Below are 14510 nucleotides of genomic sequence, written 5' to 3'. Positions count from 1 at the left end.
CTGCCGCTTAACGCGAAACAAAACCATTACCCTTGAAGTTAGCTTTCTTGAGCAGCCCCTCATATTGGTGGGACATAATGTAAGCCTGAACCTGCGCCATGAAATCCATGGTGACCACCACGATAATCAACAGTGAGGTCCCTCCAAAGTAAAACGGCACATTGAATTTCACTATCAGAAATTCCGGCAGCAAACATACCAGCGTGATATAAATTGCACCCACCAGGGTCAAGCGCCCCATTATTTTATCAATGTAGCGCGCCGTCTGTTCACCAGGCCGAATTCCAGGAACAAAAGCTCCGCTCTTTTTGAGATTATCTGCCGTCTCCTTGGGGTTAAATACCAAGGCGGTATAGAAAAAACAGAAAAAGACAATTGCCGATGCATACAGAATCACGTAAATCGGCTGTCCTGGCGACAATGTCGCACCAACATCTTTCAGCCAGCTCATGCTCTCATGGCTACCGAACCAGCCGGCCAAAGTTGCCGGGAACAAAATAATGCTCGAAGCAAAAATCGGCGGAATCACGCCTGCCATATTCAACTTAAGCGGCAGATGCGAACTTTGCCCGCCATAAACCTTGTTTCCTACCTGGCGCTTGGCATAATTCACCAATATTTTTCGCTGGCCCCGCTCTACAAACACTACCAGCGCCGTGACCAGGACTACTGCAACAAACAGCATCAACACCAGAGGAATGGAAAATGCCCCCGTACGCGTCAATTCCAGCGTACCACCAATAGCATGCGGCAACCCGGCAACAATGCCGCCGAAAATAATCATGGAGATCCCGTTGCCAATACCGCGTTCGGTAATCTGTTCACCTAGCCACATCAGAAACATGGTGCCGGCAACCAGAGTCATTACCGCCGTCATACGAAACATATAGCCCGGATCAATCACCAAACCTGGCTGCGCTTCCAGCGCAATGGCAATACCCAGTGCCTGAAAAAAAGCCAACGCCACGGTGCCATATCGTGTGTACTGGGTAATCTTTCGGCGCCCGCTTTCCCCTTCTTTCTTCAGTGCTTCCAGCTGAGGGGAAACCACCGTCAGCAACTGCATAATGATGGATGCCGAAATATATGGCATGATCCCAAGGGCAAACACGGTAAAACGCGACAGCGCACCGCCCGAGAACATGTTAAACATGCCCAGGATGCCACCCTCTTGGGAACGGAACAACTGTTCCAGCGCCACCGGGTCAATGCCAGGAACCGGAATATGCGCTCCAATTCGGTACACTACCAGCGCACCAATCAGGAACAGCAAACGCCGTTTCAAATCGCCGAATTTATCGGCACTGCCTGTACTGGGCTTATTCGCAGCCAAGATTATTCCACGAAGCTGCCGCCGGCAGCTTCAATAGCTGCACGTGCACCTTGCGTAGCCAGCACACCATGCAGCTTCACTGCACGCTTTAATTGGCCGCACAAAATTACTTTTGCCGTCTTGGCACGAGCGTGAACAATACCCGCCTGCTTAAGCACCAGGATATCGATATCATCAACCGGCAGCTTATCCAGATCAGATAACAGCACTTGTGCGGTATCCCCTGAAGTCAGCGAAACAAACCCGCGTTTTGGCAAACGACGCTGCAAAGGCATCTGACCGCCTTCAAAACCAACTTTATGATATCCGCCTGTACGTGATTTCTGACCTTTGTGGCCACGACCCGCGGTCTTGCCGAATCCGCTTCCGATACCACGTCCAACGCGGCGTCTTGCGCTTTTGCTGCCGTCAGCAGGTTTAATAGTATTAAGTTGCATTTAACCCTCGCACTTTACGAGATAATTTACTTTATTAACCATACCGCGATTAGCCGGCGTATCCAGCACTTCCACAGTATGATGCATGCGGCGCAGGCCCAGGCCACGGACGCAAGCACGGTGTGATTGCTTGGTACCAATAACGCTTTTAACCAGCGTTACCTTCATCATTTTTGCAGCAGTGCTCATCATTCTTACTCCATGATCTCTTCGACGGATTTGCCGCGCTTGGCAGCAATTTCCGAAGGAGAATTAACTTGCAGCAGACCATTGATGGTTGCACGCACCACGTTATACGGGTTGGTTGAGCCAATGCATTTGGCCAGGATGTTATGCACGCCCATCACTTCAAATACGGCACGCATCGGGCCACCAGCAATAATTCCGGTACCTTCAGAGGCTGGCTGCATATAAACAACCGCCGCACCATGCTTGCCGATAACGGCGTGATGCAGAGTACCGTTTTTGAGGTTGACTTTAACCAGTTTGCGGCGCGCTTCATCCATCGCCTTCTGGACCGCAACAGGAACTTCGCGTGACTTTCCCTTACCCATACCGATACCGCCATCGCCATCACCCACCACGGTCAATGCGGCAAAGCCCAGAATGCGGCCGCCCTTCACAACCTTGGTTACACGGTTAACAGCGACCATCTTTTCGCGCAGGCCGTCGGTACTCTCTTGATTTGTTTCAAATCTTGCCATTGTTTACCCCAATTAGAAGCTCAGGCCATGCTCGCGGGCAGCGTCGGCCAAAGCCTTGACGCGTCCGTGGTAGCGGAATCCAGAACGGTCAAACGCCACTTCGCTGATTCCAAGCCCCTTGGCTTTCTCGGCGATACGCTTGCCCACTGCAACTGCCGCACTGATATTGCCGCCGTTGGCAACATCCTTGCGCACATCGACTTCGACGGTGGAGGCGCTGGCCAATACTTTGTCGCCTGTCGCATCGATAATCTGCGCATAGATATGGCAGTTGGAACGGTACACCACGAGACGGGTGACTTTTTGCTCTGCAATGCGAGCACGGGTTTTGCGTGCTCTGCGCAGACGCGCGGTATTCTTGTCCATGATTAACCTTTACCTATTTTTTCTTGGTTTCTTTGAGCGCCACCACTTCGTCGGCATAGCGCACTCCCTTGCCCTTATAAGGCTCCGGCTTACGATACGCGCGTACGTCTGCGGCTACCTGACCTACTTGTTGACGGTCGATACCCTTAATTAGAATCTCGGTCTGAGTAGGCGTTTCCACTTTCACACCTGCCGGCATTTTATGCGCAACCGGATGCGAAAAACCCAATGACAGGTTTAATGTATCGCCAGCAGCCTGGGCACGATAACCCACGCCAACGAGTGTCAGCTTCTTTTCAAAACCCTTGGTCACTCCCTGCACCATATTCGCCAGCAGGGCGCGCATGGTACCCGACATGGCATTAGAACGAATACTGTCAGAAGCTGCCTTGAACTGCAGGGTGTCTCCGGCGCGCTCCACGATAACATCGGCATTGGCGCGCTGAGTAAGAGCCCCCAATGGACCCTTAACAGTAATTGCATCTGTACCCAGGGTCACTTCGACCCCAGCAGGTACGGCAACAGGATTTTTAGCTACACGTGACATTGCAATACCTCATCAGGCCACGATGCACAGAACTTCGCCGCCCACGCCATTGGCGCGCGCTTTGCGATCGGTCATCACCCCATGAGAGGTCGACACGATAGCGATACCCAGTCCGTTCATCACTTTAGGAATTTCCTGGCTGCTTTTATAAATCCGCAGACCAGGGCGGCTTACGCGTTCGATTTTTTCAATTACGGGACGACCGGCATAATATTTGAGACTGATACTCAGCTCAGGCTTGCCGTCATTTTCACGCACTGCAAAATCGTCGATAAAACCTTCGTCTTTTAATACTTGCGCAATCGCCGCCTTAACCTTGGAGGCGGGCATTGCCACACCGGTTTTTTCGACGCTTTGTGCATTGCGAATACGCGTTAGCATATCTGCGATCGGATCACTCATACTCATTCGATATCCCCCGCTTACCAGCTGGCCTTAACCATGCCTGGCACTTCACCACGCATGGCAATTTCACGCAGCTTGATGCGTCCCAGACCAAACTTACTGTATACGCCACGCGGACGACCAGTCAGCTGACAACGATTGCGCAAACGAACCGGGCTAGCATCCCTTGGCAGCTTTTGCAGTTTGAGGCGCGCTTCGTAGCGTTCCTCGTCAGACAGTTTTTCGTTACCGGCCGCAGCGAGCAACTCTGCACGCTTGGCAGCGTACTTTTTGACCGTTGCGCGGCGCTTTTTATCACGGTTGATCAAAGCAAGTTTTGCCATGACATCCTCAGTTCTTGAACGGGAATTTAAAAGCGGCCAGCAGTGCGCGCGCTTCTTCGTCGGTATTTGCGGTGGTGGTAATGGTAATGTTCATACCACGCAACGCGTCAATTTTGTCGTACTCAATTTCCGGGAATATGATCTGCTCGCGCACGCCCATATTGTAATTGCCGCGGCCATCAAAAGACTTGCCAGACAATCCGCGAAAGTCCCGAATACGTGGAATGGCAACCGTTACCAAACGGTCCAGAAACTCGTACATGCGCTCACGGCGCAGCGTTACCATGCAACCCACTGGATAATCATCACGGATTTTAAAGCCGGCGATAGATTTCTTAGACTTAGTGACGACCGCTTTTTGACCAGCAATTTTCTGCATATCACCTACGGCATGCTCCATCACTTTTTTGTCAGCCACCGCCTCGCCCACGCCCATATTCAACGTAATCTTATCGATACGCGGCACTTCCATCACGGACTTGTAGCCAAACTGCTGAATCAGCTGAGGGGCAACCGTGGTTTTGTAAAATTCCTGTAAACGAGCCATGCTTACCCCTTAAGCGTCAACGACTTCGCCGTTAGACTTGAAAACCCGGACCTTGCGACCGTCCTCAAGAACCTTGAATCCAACACGATCTGCACGCTTGGAAGTCGCGTTAAATAATGCGATGTTGGATATATGGATCGGCATTTCTTTAGACACAATCCCGCCCGCATCACCCTTAACCGGGTTCGGCTTGACATGCTTCTTTACGCTATTGATGCCCTCAACCAGCAATCGGTCATCATCACGCACACGCAGCACCGAACCGCGCTTACCCTTGTCTTTTCCAGCAATAACGATTACGTCGTCGCCTTTACGAATTTTGTTCACAATCGCCTCCTTACAGCACTTCAGGAGCCAAGGACACAATTTTCATGAAACGCTCGGTACGCAACTCACGCGTCACCGGGCCGAAAATACGTGTACCAATCGGTTCCAGCTTGTTGTTCAGCAGGACAGCAGCGTTGCCATCGAACTTGATCAACGAGCCATCGGGCCTGCGCACGCCTTTGGCAGTGCGTACCACGACGGCGTTATAAACATCACCTTTTTTGACGCGACCACGAGGGGCAGCATCTTTGATGGTTACCTTGATGATGTCACCAATGCTTGCGTAACGTCGCTTGGATCCGCCAAGCACCTTGATGCACATAACAGAGCGCGCACCGGTATTGTCGGCAACATCCAGCCTGGACTGCATTTGAATCATTTAAACTCTCCAACTTAACCCGCCGAGCCAGGTTCCCCTGTCAAGACAGCTAGTTTTGGACCCGTACGGGGTAGACCGCCGTTTCCGGCGAGACGAAAAGCGTTAGACTATACCAGACCTTTAGAAAAAACGCAACATTATTATGCTGCGCGCCCTTTCTCTACCAACGCGGCAACACGCCATGATTTGGTTTTTGCAATAGGGCGGCACTCTTCGATAATCACCATATCGCCCTCATGAAACTCATTATTCTCATCATGCGCGTGGTATTTCTTGGACAAGCGCATCACTTTTCCGATTACAGGGTGCTTAACCTTGCGCTCGACCAAAACCGTGACTGTCTTGTCCATTTTATCGCTGACGACGCGCCCTGACAGGCTACGTGCAACCTTGATTTCGGCTTCGCTCATTTATTTACCGCTTTCAATTCGTTCTCGCGCTGAATCGTATGGATACGCGCTATATTTTTGCGCAACTTACCCAGCTCACTGGTTTTGTTGGTTTGCTGAGTCGCCACCTGCATACGCAGACTGAATTGGGCACGCAGCAAATCCAGCAATTCCTGTTTGATTTCAGTAGAGGATTTGGTTCTCAGTTCGCTAGCATTCATAATTAGCTACCTATCATTCTAGTGACAAACGCTGTCTGAATAGGCAGCTTGGCCGCGGCCAGGCGGAAAGCCTCACGCGCCAATACCTCATCAACGCCGTCCATTTCATACAGCATCTTGCCAGGCTGAATCTCTGCAACGTAGTACTCTGGATTACCTTTACCATTACCCATACGCACTTCAGCCGGTTTTTCCGAAATTGGCTTATCCGGGAAAATACGTATCCAGATACGCCCACCACGCTTGATGTGACGCGTCATAGCTCGGCGCGCAGCTTCAATTTGGCGCGCGGTCAAACGACCACGACCAATTGCTTTCAAGCCATACTCACCAAAGCTGACTTTATTTCCGCGCGTAGCAATGCCGGTATTACGGCCTTTTTGCTCTTTGCGATACTTTCTTCTAGTTGGCTGCAGCATGTTTCGCTCCTGGCTTTCTTACGCGTTTTTCCGGTTCGGCCGGGGCTGCTGCAGGCTGCTCGCCCTTGGTCAGCGCGTCACCTTTGTACACCCACACCTTGACACCGATAATGCCATACGTGGTTTTGGCTTCATGAAAGCCATAGTCAATATCCGCTCGCAAAGTATGCAGGGGCACACGGCCTTCGCGATACCATTCGGTACGCGCAATCTCCGCGCCGTTCAGGCGGCCAGAGCTCATGATCTTGATGCCCTGCGCACCCAGACGCATGGCATTCTGCATCGCGCGCTTCATGGCGCGACGAAACATGATGCGCTTTTCCAGCTGGCTGGCAATATTTGCGGCAATTAGCTGCGCATCGACTTCAGGCTTGCGCACCTCCTCAATATTGATATGTACCGGTACACCCATCATTTTCTGGACTTGTGATTTCAGCGCCTCGATATCCTCGCCTTTTTTACCAATCACGATACCAGGACGCGCACTGTGAATAGTGATGCGCGCATTTTTGGCCGGGCGCTCGATGACAATCTTGCTTACCGATGCATTTGCCAGCTTCTTTTTCAGGAAGTCGCGGACTTTCACATCCTCATTCAAGGTTGCAGCAAACGTGCGGTTACCTGCATACCACTTGGAAGTCCAGTTACGCGCGACCGCCAGGCGAAACCCAATTGGGTGGATCTTCTGTCCCATGCTCGTTCCTTATTCGTCGCCGACCGTCACAACAATGTGACAAGTCTGTTTGTTGATGCGGTTACCACGACCTTTGGCACGCGCCATGAATCGCTTCATGGAAGGGCCCTGATCAACGGTAATAACAGCGACTTTTAATTCATCGATGTCCGCGCCCTCGTTATGCTCAGCATTGGCTATAGCCGATTCCAGCACCTTCTTGATTACACCCGCGCCTTTTTTCGGGCTAAAAGCCAGGATATTCAGTGCCTTATCCACAGGCAAGCCCCGAATCTGATCAGCCACCAACCGGCCTTTTTGTGCCGACATGTGGGTGCCTCGTAATACTGCAGAAACTCTCATCATGGCTCCTATCTCTTGGCTTTCTTGTCGGCCGCGTGCCCTTTGAAGGTGCGAGTCAATGAAAACTCGCCCAACTTGTGGCCTACCATGTTTTCGGAAATAAACACTGGCACATGCTGCTTGCCATTGTGAACCGCTATTGTCAGACCAATGAAATCTGGCAGCACCGTAGAACGGCGTGACCAGGTTTTAATCGGCCGCTTATCATTACCCGCGCGCGCTGCATCCACCTTCTTTTGCAGATGATCGTCAACAAACGGGCCTTTTTTAACTGAACGTGGCATAACTCTTTACCCTTTAACGTTTATGACGACGACGCACAATCATGCCGCTGGTGCGTTTGTTGCGGCGCGTACGGAAACCTTTGGCCGGTACACCCCACGGACTGACCGGGTGGCGGCCTGCCGCCGTTTTACCCTCACCACCACCGTGCGGGTGGTCAACAGGGTTCATCACCACACCACGAACCGTTGGACGGATACCGCGCCAACGGGTCGCACCTGCCTTACCCAAAGAACGCAAGGAATGTTCGCCATTGCCAACCTCGCCAATGGTAGCGCGGCAGTCAACGTGAACCTTGCGAATCTCGCCAGAGCGCAGGCGCAACTGTGCATAACTGCCTTCGCGCGCCAGCAACTGCACCGAAGTGCCGGCGGAGCGCGCAATCTGCGCACCTTTGCCAGGCAACATTTCTACGCAATGCACGGTGGTACCTACAGGAATATTACGCAAGGGCAAGGTATTACCCGCCTTGATTGGGGCATCGGACCCATTCATCAGCTGCATGCCGGCTTCGATGCCTTTGGGAGCAATCACGTAGCGACGCTCACCGTCGGCATAACACAGCAAAGCCAGATGGGCACTGCGATTAGGGTCGTATTCCAGGCGCTCGACCTTCGCCGGAATGCCGTCCTTGTTGCGACGGAAATCCACCAAACGGTAATGTTGTTTATGACCACCACCCATGTGACGCGTGGTAATGTGGCCGTTGTTGTTGCGTCCCGCGGTTTTGCTTTTACTTTCCACCAAGGAAGCAATCGGCTTGCCTTTGTGCAAACCGGGAGTGACAACCTTGACGACAGCGCGGCGTCCAGGGGAAGTTGGTTTAACTTTAATAAGTGCCATTTTTATTTACTCCTACTGCCCGGCCGTGAAGTTGATTTCCTGCCCTGGCTTCAGGCAGACAAAGGCTTTTTTCCAGTCGCTGCGGCGGCCCATGAAGCGACCGAAGCGCTTTTGTTTGCCTTTGACATTGGCAATCTGCACACTCTCCACCTGCACCTTGAACAGCAACTCAACAGCAGCTTTGACCTCAGGCTTGGTAGCATCTGAAGCCACACGGAAAATAACCTGTTCATGCTTGTCTGCAACGTAAGTGCTTTTTTCAGAAACCTGCGGCGCAAGAATAACCTGCAGCAAACGCGCATCATTGAATTTAGTGGGGCTCATGCCAGCATCTCCTCAACCATCTTGACCGCATTTTTGGTCATCAGCACATTATCGAAATGCACCATGCTTACCGGGTCGATGTGGCGCACTTCCACCACCAGCACATTGGGCAGATTACGCGAGGACATCCACAAGTTGTCGTCCAGGCTGTCGGTCACAATCATGACGCGACCCAAACCCATCCCCTTCAACCTGTTTGCCAGGTCTTTGGTCTTGGGTGCAGCCATGGACATGCTGTCCACTACTGACAAACGACCTTCGCTGGCCAGCTTCGACATAATCGAAGCAATACCCGCACGGTACATCTTGCGATTGACCTTTTGCGTGAAATTTTCTTCCGGACTGTTCGGGAAAGCACGACCACCTCCACGCCAAATCGGGCTGGAAGTCATACCCGAACGGGCGCGACCGGTGCCTTTCTGACGCCACGGCTTTTTGGTGCTGTGCTTGACTGTGCGACGATCTTTTTGCGCACGGTCACCACTACGGGCATTCGCCATATACGCAGTGACCACTTGGTGCACCAGCGCTTCGTTGTATTCGCGTCCGAATAATTCGTCGGAAGCAACCAGTGTACTGGTCGCCTGACCTTGCTCGTTGATTACCTTAAGTTCCATTATGCACCTGCCTTCACACTGGGGCGCACTACCACGTGCCCACCCTTGGACCCAGGCACAGCGCCTTTGATCAGGATTAACTGGCGCTCAGTATCTACACGAACCACTTCCAGCTTCTGCACGGTACGCTGAACCGCGCCCAGATGGCCGGTCATTCGCTTGCCCGGAAAAACACGACCGGGATCCTGCGCCTGACCAATCGATCCAGGCACATTGTGGGAACGCGAGTTACCGTGCGACGCGCGGTTAGATGAGAAGTGGTGGCGCTTGATAACACCAGCATAACCCTTACCCTGGGTGGTACCGGTTACATCCACCAACTGTCCGGCCTGGAAAATTTCCACGCTGACCACGCCGCCCAGTTGCAATGAGGCAGCATCGGCATCGGTCAGGCGAAATTCCTTGAGAAGCGTGCCCGCTTCTACTGCAGCCTTGGCGAGATGCCCCGCTTCAGCCTTGGTTACACGGCTGGCACGACGCACACCATAAGCAACCTGCACTGCCGCATAGCCATCGGTAGCAGGGGTCTTGATCTGGGTCACACGGTTGTTCGACACATCCAGCACAGTGACAGGGACGGTTGAACCATCCTCGGCAAACAGCCTGGTCATGCCGATCTTGCGACCGACGAGTCCTAAACTCATTTTTCTATCCTTAGCAAAAAGGCGCCGATTTCAATTGACCGGCATTTTTTATCCCCGGGAAAACCGCCCGGTACGGATACAAACTTAAACTTTGATTTCTACTTCCACGCCCGCAGGCAAGTCCAGCTTCATTAACGCATCTACGGTTTTGTCTGTAGGATCGATAATATCCATCAGACGTAAATGGGTACGAATTTCGAACTGATCGCGCGAGGTTTTGTTGACGTGAGGGGAACGCAATACGTCAAAGCGCTCTATCGAGGTTGGCAGAGGCACAGGACCCTTCACCACCGCACCCGTACGTTTCGCAGTCTCGACGATTTCGAGTGCGGACTGATCAATAAGGCGATAGTCAAACGCCTTGAGGCGGATGCGAATTTTCTGGTTTTGCATAGCAGTACCCTAAAGAGCAGAACATCAAACGCGAAAAGGCGGAATTATACCGCCCTTTTGCACTTTTCAGCAAACTTGTTATTACTCGACGATTTTCGCGACCACACCGGCGCCGACGGTCCGACCACCTTCGCGTATCGCGAAGCGCAGGCCTTCTTCCATCGCCACCGGCGCAATCAGCGCAACCGTCACCGATACGTTGTCGCCCGGCATGACCATTTCGGTGCCAGCCGGCAATTCCACCGCACCGGTCACGTCGGTGGTGCGGAAGAAGAACTGCGGACGGTAGCCGTTGAAGAACGGGGTGTGGCGACCGCCTTCGTCTTTGCTCAGCACGTAGATCTCGGCGCTGAACTTGGTGTGCGGGTTGATCGAGCCAGGCTTGGCCAGCACCTGGCCGCGCTCGACGTCTTCACGCTTGGTGCCGCGCAGCAGGACGCCGACGTTGTCGCCTGCCTGGCCCTGGTCGAGCAGTTTGCGGAACATTTCAACACCGGTGCAGGTGGTCTTGATGGTGGGCTTGAGGCCGACAATCTCGACTTCTTCGCCGACCTTGATGACGCCACGCTCAACCCGGCCGGTCACGACGGTGCCGCGCCCGGAGATGGAGAAGACGTCTTCCACGGGCATCAGGTAGGTGCCGTCTATGGCGCGCTCGGGATCGGGAATGTAGCTGTCGAGGGCGTCGGCCAGTTTGAAGATGGAGGGCTCGCCAATGTCGGACTGGTCGCCTTCCAGTGCCTTGAGGGCGGAGCCGATGATGATGGGGGTGTCGTCGCCCGGGAAGTCGTATTTGCTGAGCAGTTCGCGCACTTCCATTTCAACCAGTTCGAGCAGTTCGGCGTCGTCGACCATGTCGGCTTTGTTCATGTAGACAACGATGTAGGGGACGCCGACCTGGCGCGCCAGCAGGATGTGTTCGCGGGTCTGGGGCATGGGGCCGTCAGCAGCGGAGACTACCAGGATGGCGCCGTCCATTTGCGCAGCGCCGGTGATCATGTTTTTGATGTAGTCGGCGTGGCCCGGGCAGTCAACGTGGGCGTAGTGGCGTTTCGCGGTCTCGTATTCAACGTGGGCGGTGTTGATGGTGATGCCGCGCGCTTTTTCTTCCGGAGCCGAGTCAATGTCTGCGTAGTTCTTGGCTTCACCACCAAATTTCTTCGACAGGATGGTGCTGATCGCCGCCGTCAGGGTGGTCTTGCCGTGGTCAACGTGTCCAATCGTGCCTACGTTGACGTGCGGCTTGGTACGCTCAAACTTGCCTTTTGCCATGATATCTATCCTTTAAATCAGACGTTATTTCTTGTTGATAATTGCTTCAGCGACGTTTTTAGGCGCCTCTGAGTAATGCTTGAATTCCATGCTATAGGTCGCACGCCCCTGGCTCATTGAGCGCAGCGTGGTCGAGTAGCCGAACATTTCCGCCAGCGGCACTTCGGCCTTGATGGCTTTCCCGCTCGGCAAGTCTTCCATGCCCTGGATCATGCCGCGACGCGATGACAAATCACCCATCACGTCACCCATATAGTCTTCCGGCGTTTCCACCTCAACCGCCATCATGGGCTCAAGCAGCACCGGGCTGGCCTTGCGCATGCCATCCTTGAAACCCATCGAAGCGGCCATCTTGAACGCATTTTCGTTGGAATCCACATCATGGTAGGAGCCATCGAACAACGTCACTTTGACGTCAACCACCGGGAAGCCGGCGAGCACGCCATTCGGCAAGGTTTCGCGCAAGCCCTTTTCTACTGCGGGGATAAATTCGCGTGGCACAGTACCGCCCTTGATTGCGTCGATAAACTCAAAGCCTTTGCCGGTTTCGTTTGGCTCCATCTTGAGCCAGACATGACCGTATTGACCTTTACCACCCGACTGCTTGACGAATTTCCCTTCAACTTCAACCGGCTTTCTGATGGCCTCACGATACGCCACCTGCGGCGCACCCACGTTGGCCTCAACGCCAAATTCGCGACGCATGCGATCTACCAGAATTTCCAGGTGCAACTCGCCCATGCCGGAAATAATGGTCTGGCCCGATTCTTCGTCAGTGCGCACACGGAAGGACGGATCTTCCTGCGCCAGACGGTTCAGGGCCATACCCATTTTTTCCTGGTCCGCCTTGGTCTTTGGCTCAACCGCAACGTGAATCACCGGCTCCGGAAATACCATGCGCTCCAGGATGATGGTCTTATTCAGGTCACACAAGGTATCACCGGTGGTCGCCTCTTTGAGCCCCACTGCCGCCGCGATGTCGCCGGCATGCACTTCCTTGATTTCCGCACGCTGGTTGGCGTGCATCTGCAGAATGCGGCCAATGCGCTCTTTTTTACCCTTGATGGGGTTGTATATCGTATCTCCGGATTTCATGGTGCCGGAGTAGACCCGGAAGAAAATTAGCTGGCCCACAAACGGGTCAGTCATGATCTTGAATGCCAGGGCCGAAAACGGCTCGTCATCCGACACTTTGCGCTCACCCTGCTCGCCATTTTCCAGTTCGCCTTTGACCGGAGGAATATCCAGCGGCGAAGGCAGGTAATCGATTACCGCATCCAGCATGGCCTGCACGCCTTTGTTTTTGAATGCGGAACCACACAGCATTGGCATGATTTCGCTGGCAATGGTACGGATGCGTAGCGCCTTCTTGATTTCAGCAGCACTCAAGTCACCTTCTTCAAGGTACTTGTTCATCAATTCTTCGGAGGCTTCTGCCGCGGCTTCAACCATTTTTTCACGCCAGGATTCACACTCAGCTACCATGTGCGCCGGAATTTCGCGCTCATCAAATTTCATGCCCTGGGTTGAATCATCCCAGTAAATGGCTTTCATTTTGATCAGGTCAACAACACCTTCGAACTTCTCCTCAGCGCCTATGGGCAATTGAATAGGCACCACGTTCGCCTTCAAACGCAAACGCATCTGCTCATAAACCTTGAGGAAATTGGCACCGGTGCGATCCATCTTGTTGACGAACGCCAAACGCGGCACACCATATTTATTTGCTTGGCGCCAAACGGTTTCAGATTGAGGCTGCACACCGCCCACCGCGCAATAAACCATGCACGCACCATCCAGTACACGCATCGAACGCTCGACTTCAATGGTGAAGTCGACGTGCCCCGGTGTATCGATAATGTTGATGTGGTGCTCCGCGTAGTTGTTCTCCATGCCTTTCCAGAAGCATGTCGTCGCTGCCGAAGTAATCGTAATTCCGCGTTCCTGCTCCTGCTCCATCCAGTCCATGGTCGCAGCACCGTCATGCACTTCGCCGATCTTGTGTGAAACACCGGTGTAATACAGGATGCGCTCTGTAGTCGTGGTTTTTCCAGCGTCAATATGCGCGCTGATGCCGATATTACGGTAACGTTCTAGAGGAGTTTTGCGAGCCACTTTATTACTACCCAGTTAGTGCCGGCGCCATTGCGCCCGGCCATTAATCTTAGAAGCGGAAATGCGAGAAAGCCTTGTTGGCTTCTGCCATACGGTGCACTTCATCACGCTTCTTCATTGCGCCGCCACGGCCTTCAGCAGCATCCAGCAATTCGCCCGCCAGCCTGAATCCCATGGATTTTTCGCCGCGTTTGCGGGCTGCTTCTTTCAACCAGCGCATTGCCAGTGCAGAACGACGTGCCGGACGCACTTCAACCGGCACCTGATAGTTTGCACCGCCCACGCGACGGCTTTTAACCTCAACCACAGGACGAATATTGGACAGCGCCAGCGTAAATATTTCCAGCGGATCTTTACCGCTTTTTTGGCTGATTTGTGCAAATGCGCCGTAAATAATTCGTTCGGCAACCGACTTCTTCCCGCTTGACATCAAAACGTTAACAAATTTGGCCACATCCTGGCTGGCAAATTTTGGATCCGGCAATATGTCGCGCTTGGGAACTTCTCTACGTCTTGGCATGATTTACCTCAATGTTGAATACTAAATTTTCAGTGTGAGTCTTGTGGCGCGCGTCGCGCTCTCGCAA

At 53.2% G+C, this 14510-nt stretch carries 25 protein-coding genes; all 25 read right to left on the bottom strand.

The window, feature by feature from the left end; translation table 11 throughout:
• Positions 1 to 7: 7 nt before the first annotated feature.
• Positions 8 to 1333, bottom strand: a complete 1326-nt coding sequence (gene secY / locus ACFDAU_RS03190; RefSeq protein WP_413438589.1) for a preprotein translocase subunit SecY — start codon at positions 1331 to 1333, stop codon at positions 8 to 10.
• Between the two features lie 2 nt (positions 1334 to 1335).
• On the bottom strand, positions 1336 to 1770 hold the full coding sequence (gene rplO, locus ACFDAU_RS03185; protein WP_124705133.1) for a 50S ribosomal protein L15: 435 nt from the start codon (positions 1768 to 1770) through the stop codon (positions 1336 to 1338).
• Complete coding sequence (gene rpmD, locus ACFDAU_RS03180; protein ID WP_413439492.1) at positions 1771 to 1959, bottom strand: 50S ribosomal protein L30; 189 nt, start codon at positions 1957 to 1959, stop codon at positions 1771 to 1773.
• A gap of 5 nt (positions 1960 to 1964) precedes the next feature.
• Positions 1965 to 2474, bottom strand: coding sequence for a 30S ribosomal protein S5 (gene rpsE / locus ACFDAU_RS03175; protein WP_124705134.1), 510 nt, complete (start codon positions 2472 to 2474; stop codon positions 1965 to 1967).
• Between the two features lie 12 nt (positions 2475 to 2486).
• The gene (rplR, locus tag ACFDAU_RS03170) at positions 2487 to 2840 is read right to left on the bottom strand and encodes a 50S ribosomal protein L18 (RefSeq protein ID WP_124705135.1); all 354 of its coding nucleotides are present in this window, start codon (positions 2838 to 2840) and stop codon (positions 2487 to 2489) included.
• Positions 2841 to 2853: 13 nt separating this feature from the next.
• Entirely contained in the window at positions 2854 to 3387 is a 534-nt protein-coding gene (gene rplF / locus ACFDAU_RS03165; protein ID WP_124705136.1) for a 50S ribosomal protein L6, read from the bottom strand.
• 12 nt (positions 3388 to 3399) lie between these two features.
• Complete coding sequence (gene rpsH / locus ACFDAU_RS03160) at positions 3400 to 3795, bottom strand: 30S ribosomal protein S8 (protein WP_413438588.1); 396 nt, start codon at positions 3793 to 3795, stop codon at positions 3400 to 3402.
• 14 nt (positions 3796 to 3809) lie between these two features.
• Positions 3810 to 4115, bottom strand: a complete 306-nt coding sequence (gene rpsN / locus ACFDAU_RS03155; protein WP_124705138.1) for a 30S ribosomal protein S14 — start codon at positions 4113 to 4115, stop codon at positions 3810 to 3812.
• A gap of 7 nt (positions 4116 to 4122) precedes the next feature.
• Positions 4123 to 4662, bottom strand: coding sequence for a 50S ribosomal protein L5 (rplE, locus tag ACFDAU_RS03150; RefSeq protein WP_124705139.1), 540 nt, complete (start codon positions 4660 to 4662; stop codon positions 4123 to 4125).
• 9 nt (positions 4663 to 4671) lie between these two features.
• Positions 4672 to 4989 (bottom strand): 50S ribosomal protein L24, encoded by a 318-nt coding sequence (rplX, locus tag ACFDAU_RS03145; protein WP_124705140.1) that lies wholly within the window; start codon positions 4987 to 4989, stop codon positions 4672 to 4674.
• 10 nt (positions 4990 to 4999) lie between these two features.
• Entirely contained in the window at positions 5000 to 5368 is a 369-nt protein-coding gene (gene rplN / locus ACFDAU_RS03140; protein ID WP_124705141.1) for a 50S ribosomal protein L14, read from the bottom strand.
• Between the two features lie 140 nt (positions 5369 to 5508).
• Positions 5509 to 5778 carry a 30S ribosomal protein S17 gene (gene rpsQ, locus ACFDAU_RS03135; RefSeq protein ID WP_124705142.1) on the bottom strand — a complete coding sequence of 90 codons (270 nt, stop codon included), beginning with the start codon at positions 5776 to 5778 and terminating at the stop codon, positions 5509 to 5511.
• Positions 5775 to 5978 (bottom strand): 50S ribosomal protein L29, encoded by a 204-nt coding sequence (gene rpmC, locus ACFDAU_RS03130; protein WP_124705143.1) that lies wholly within the window; start codon positions 5976 to 5978, stop codon positions 5775 to 5777. Before rpmC ends, rpsQ begins: the two co-directional genes overlap by 4 nt.
• Positions 5979 to 5980: 2 nt before the next feature.
• Positions 5981 to 6397, bottom strand: a complete 417-nt coding sequence (gene rplP / locus ACFDAU_RS03125) for a 50S ribosomal protein L16 (protein WP_124705144.1) — start codon at positions 6395 to 6397, stop codon at positions 5981 to 5983.
• Positions 6381 to 7091 (bottom strand): 30S ribosomal protein S3, encoded by a 711-nt coding sequence (gene rpsC, locus ACFDAU_RS03120; protein WP_413438587.1) that lies wholly within the window; start codon positions 7089 to 7091, stop codon positions 6381 to 6383. Before rpsC ends, rplP begins: the two co-directional genes overlap by 17 nt.
• Before the next feature lie 9 nt (positions 7092 to 7100).
• Complete coding sequence (rplV, locus tag ACFDAU_RS03115) at positions 7101 to 7433, bottom strand: 50S ribosomal protein L22 (RefSeq protein WP_124705168.1); 333 nt, start codon at positions 7431 to 7433, stop codon at positions 7101 to 7103.
• 8 nt (positions 7434 to 7441) lie between these two features.
• Positions 7442 to 7717 carry a 30S ribosomal protein S19 gene (gene rpsS / locus ACFDAU_RS03110; RefSeq protein ID WP_124705146.1) on the bottom strand — a complete coding sequence of 92 codons (276 nt, stop codon included), beginning with the start codon at positions 7715 to 7717 and terminating at the stop codon, positions 7442 to 7444.
• A 13-nt stretch (positions 7718 to 7730) separates the two neighbouring features.
• On the bottom strand, positions 7731 to 8558 hold the full coding sequence (gene rplB / locus ACFDAU_RS03105; protein ID WP_124705147.1) for a 50S ribosomal protein L2: 828 nt from the start codon (positions 8556 to 8558) through the stop codon (positions 7731 to 7733).
• A gap of 12 nt (positions 8559 to 8570) precedes the next feature.
• Positions 8571 to 8882, bottom strand: coding sequence for a 50S ribosomal protein L23 (rplW, locus tag ACFDAU_RS03100; RefSeq protein ID WP_124705148.1), 312 nt, complete (start codon positions 8880 to 8882; stop codon positions 8571 to 8573).
• The gene (gene rplD / locus ACFDAU_RS03095; RefSeq protein WP_413438586.1) at positions 8879 to 9499 is read right to left on the bottom strand and encodes a 50S ribosomal protein L4; all 621 of its coding nucleotides are present in this window, start codon (positions 9497 to 9499) and stop codon (positions 8879 to 8881) included. The genes rplW and rplD overlap by 4 nt, the downstream gene beginning before the upstream one ends.
• Positions 9499 to 10143, bottom strand: a complete 645-nt coding sequence (gene rplC, locus ACFDAU_RS03090; RefSeq protein ID WP_124705150.1) for a 50S ribosomal protein L3 — start codon at positions 10141 to 10143, stop codon at positions 9499 to 9501. Before rplC ends, rplD begins: the two co-directional genes overlap by 1 nt.
• 84 nt (positions 10144 to 10227) lie before the next feature.
• Positions 10228 to 10536: a 30S ribosomal protein S10 gene (rpsJ, locus tag ACFDAU_RS03085; protein WP_124705151.1), complete on the bottom strand. Its 309-nt coding sequence runs from the start codon at positions 10534 to 10536 to the stop codon at positions 10228 to 10230.
• An 81-nt stretch (positions 10537 to 10617) separates the two neighbouring features.
• The gene (gene tuf, locus ACFDAU_RS03080; RefSeq protein ID WP_413438579.1) at positions 10618 to 11808 is read right to left on the bottom strand and encodes an elongation factor Tu; all 1191 of its coding nucleotides are present in this window, start codon (positions 11806 to 11808) and stop codon (positions 10618 to 10620) included.
• A 24-nt stretch (positions 11809 to 11832) separates the two neighbouring features.
• Positions 11833 to 13923 carry an elongation factor G gene (gene fusA, locus ACFDAU_RS03075; protein ID WP_413438585.1) on the bottom strand — a complete coding sequence of 697 codons (2091 nt, stop codon included), beginning with the start codon at positions 13921 to 13923 and terminating at the stop codon, positions 11833 to 11835.
• 49 nt (positions 13924 to 13972) lie between these two features.
• A complete protein-coding gene (gene rpsG / locus ACFDAU_RS03070; RefSeq protein WP_124705465.1) occupies positions 13973 to 14443 on the bottom strand; it encodes a 30S ribosomal protein S7 in 471 nt (156 codons plus the stop codon).
• Positions 14444 to 14510: the final 67 nt, after the last annotated feature.

The sequence above is a fragment of the Sulfuriferula sp. GW1 genome, assembly GCF_047300855.1.
Lineage (GTDB): Bacteria > Pseudomonadota > Gammaproteobacteria > Burkholderiales > Sulfuriferulaceae > Sulfuriferula.
The sequence above is the reverse complement of the archived record's forward strand: the minus strand, read 5'-3'. Positions and strand labels throughout refer to the sequence as shown.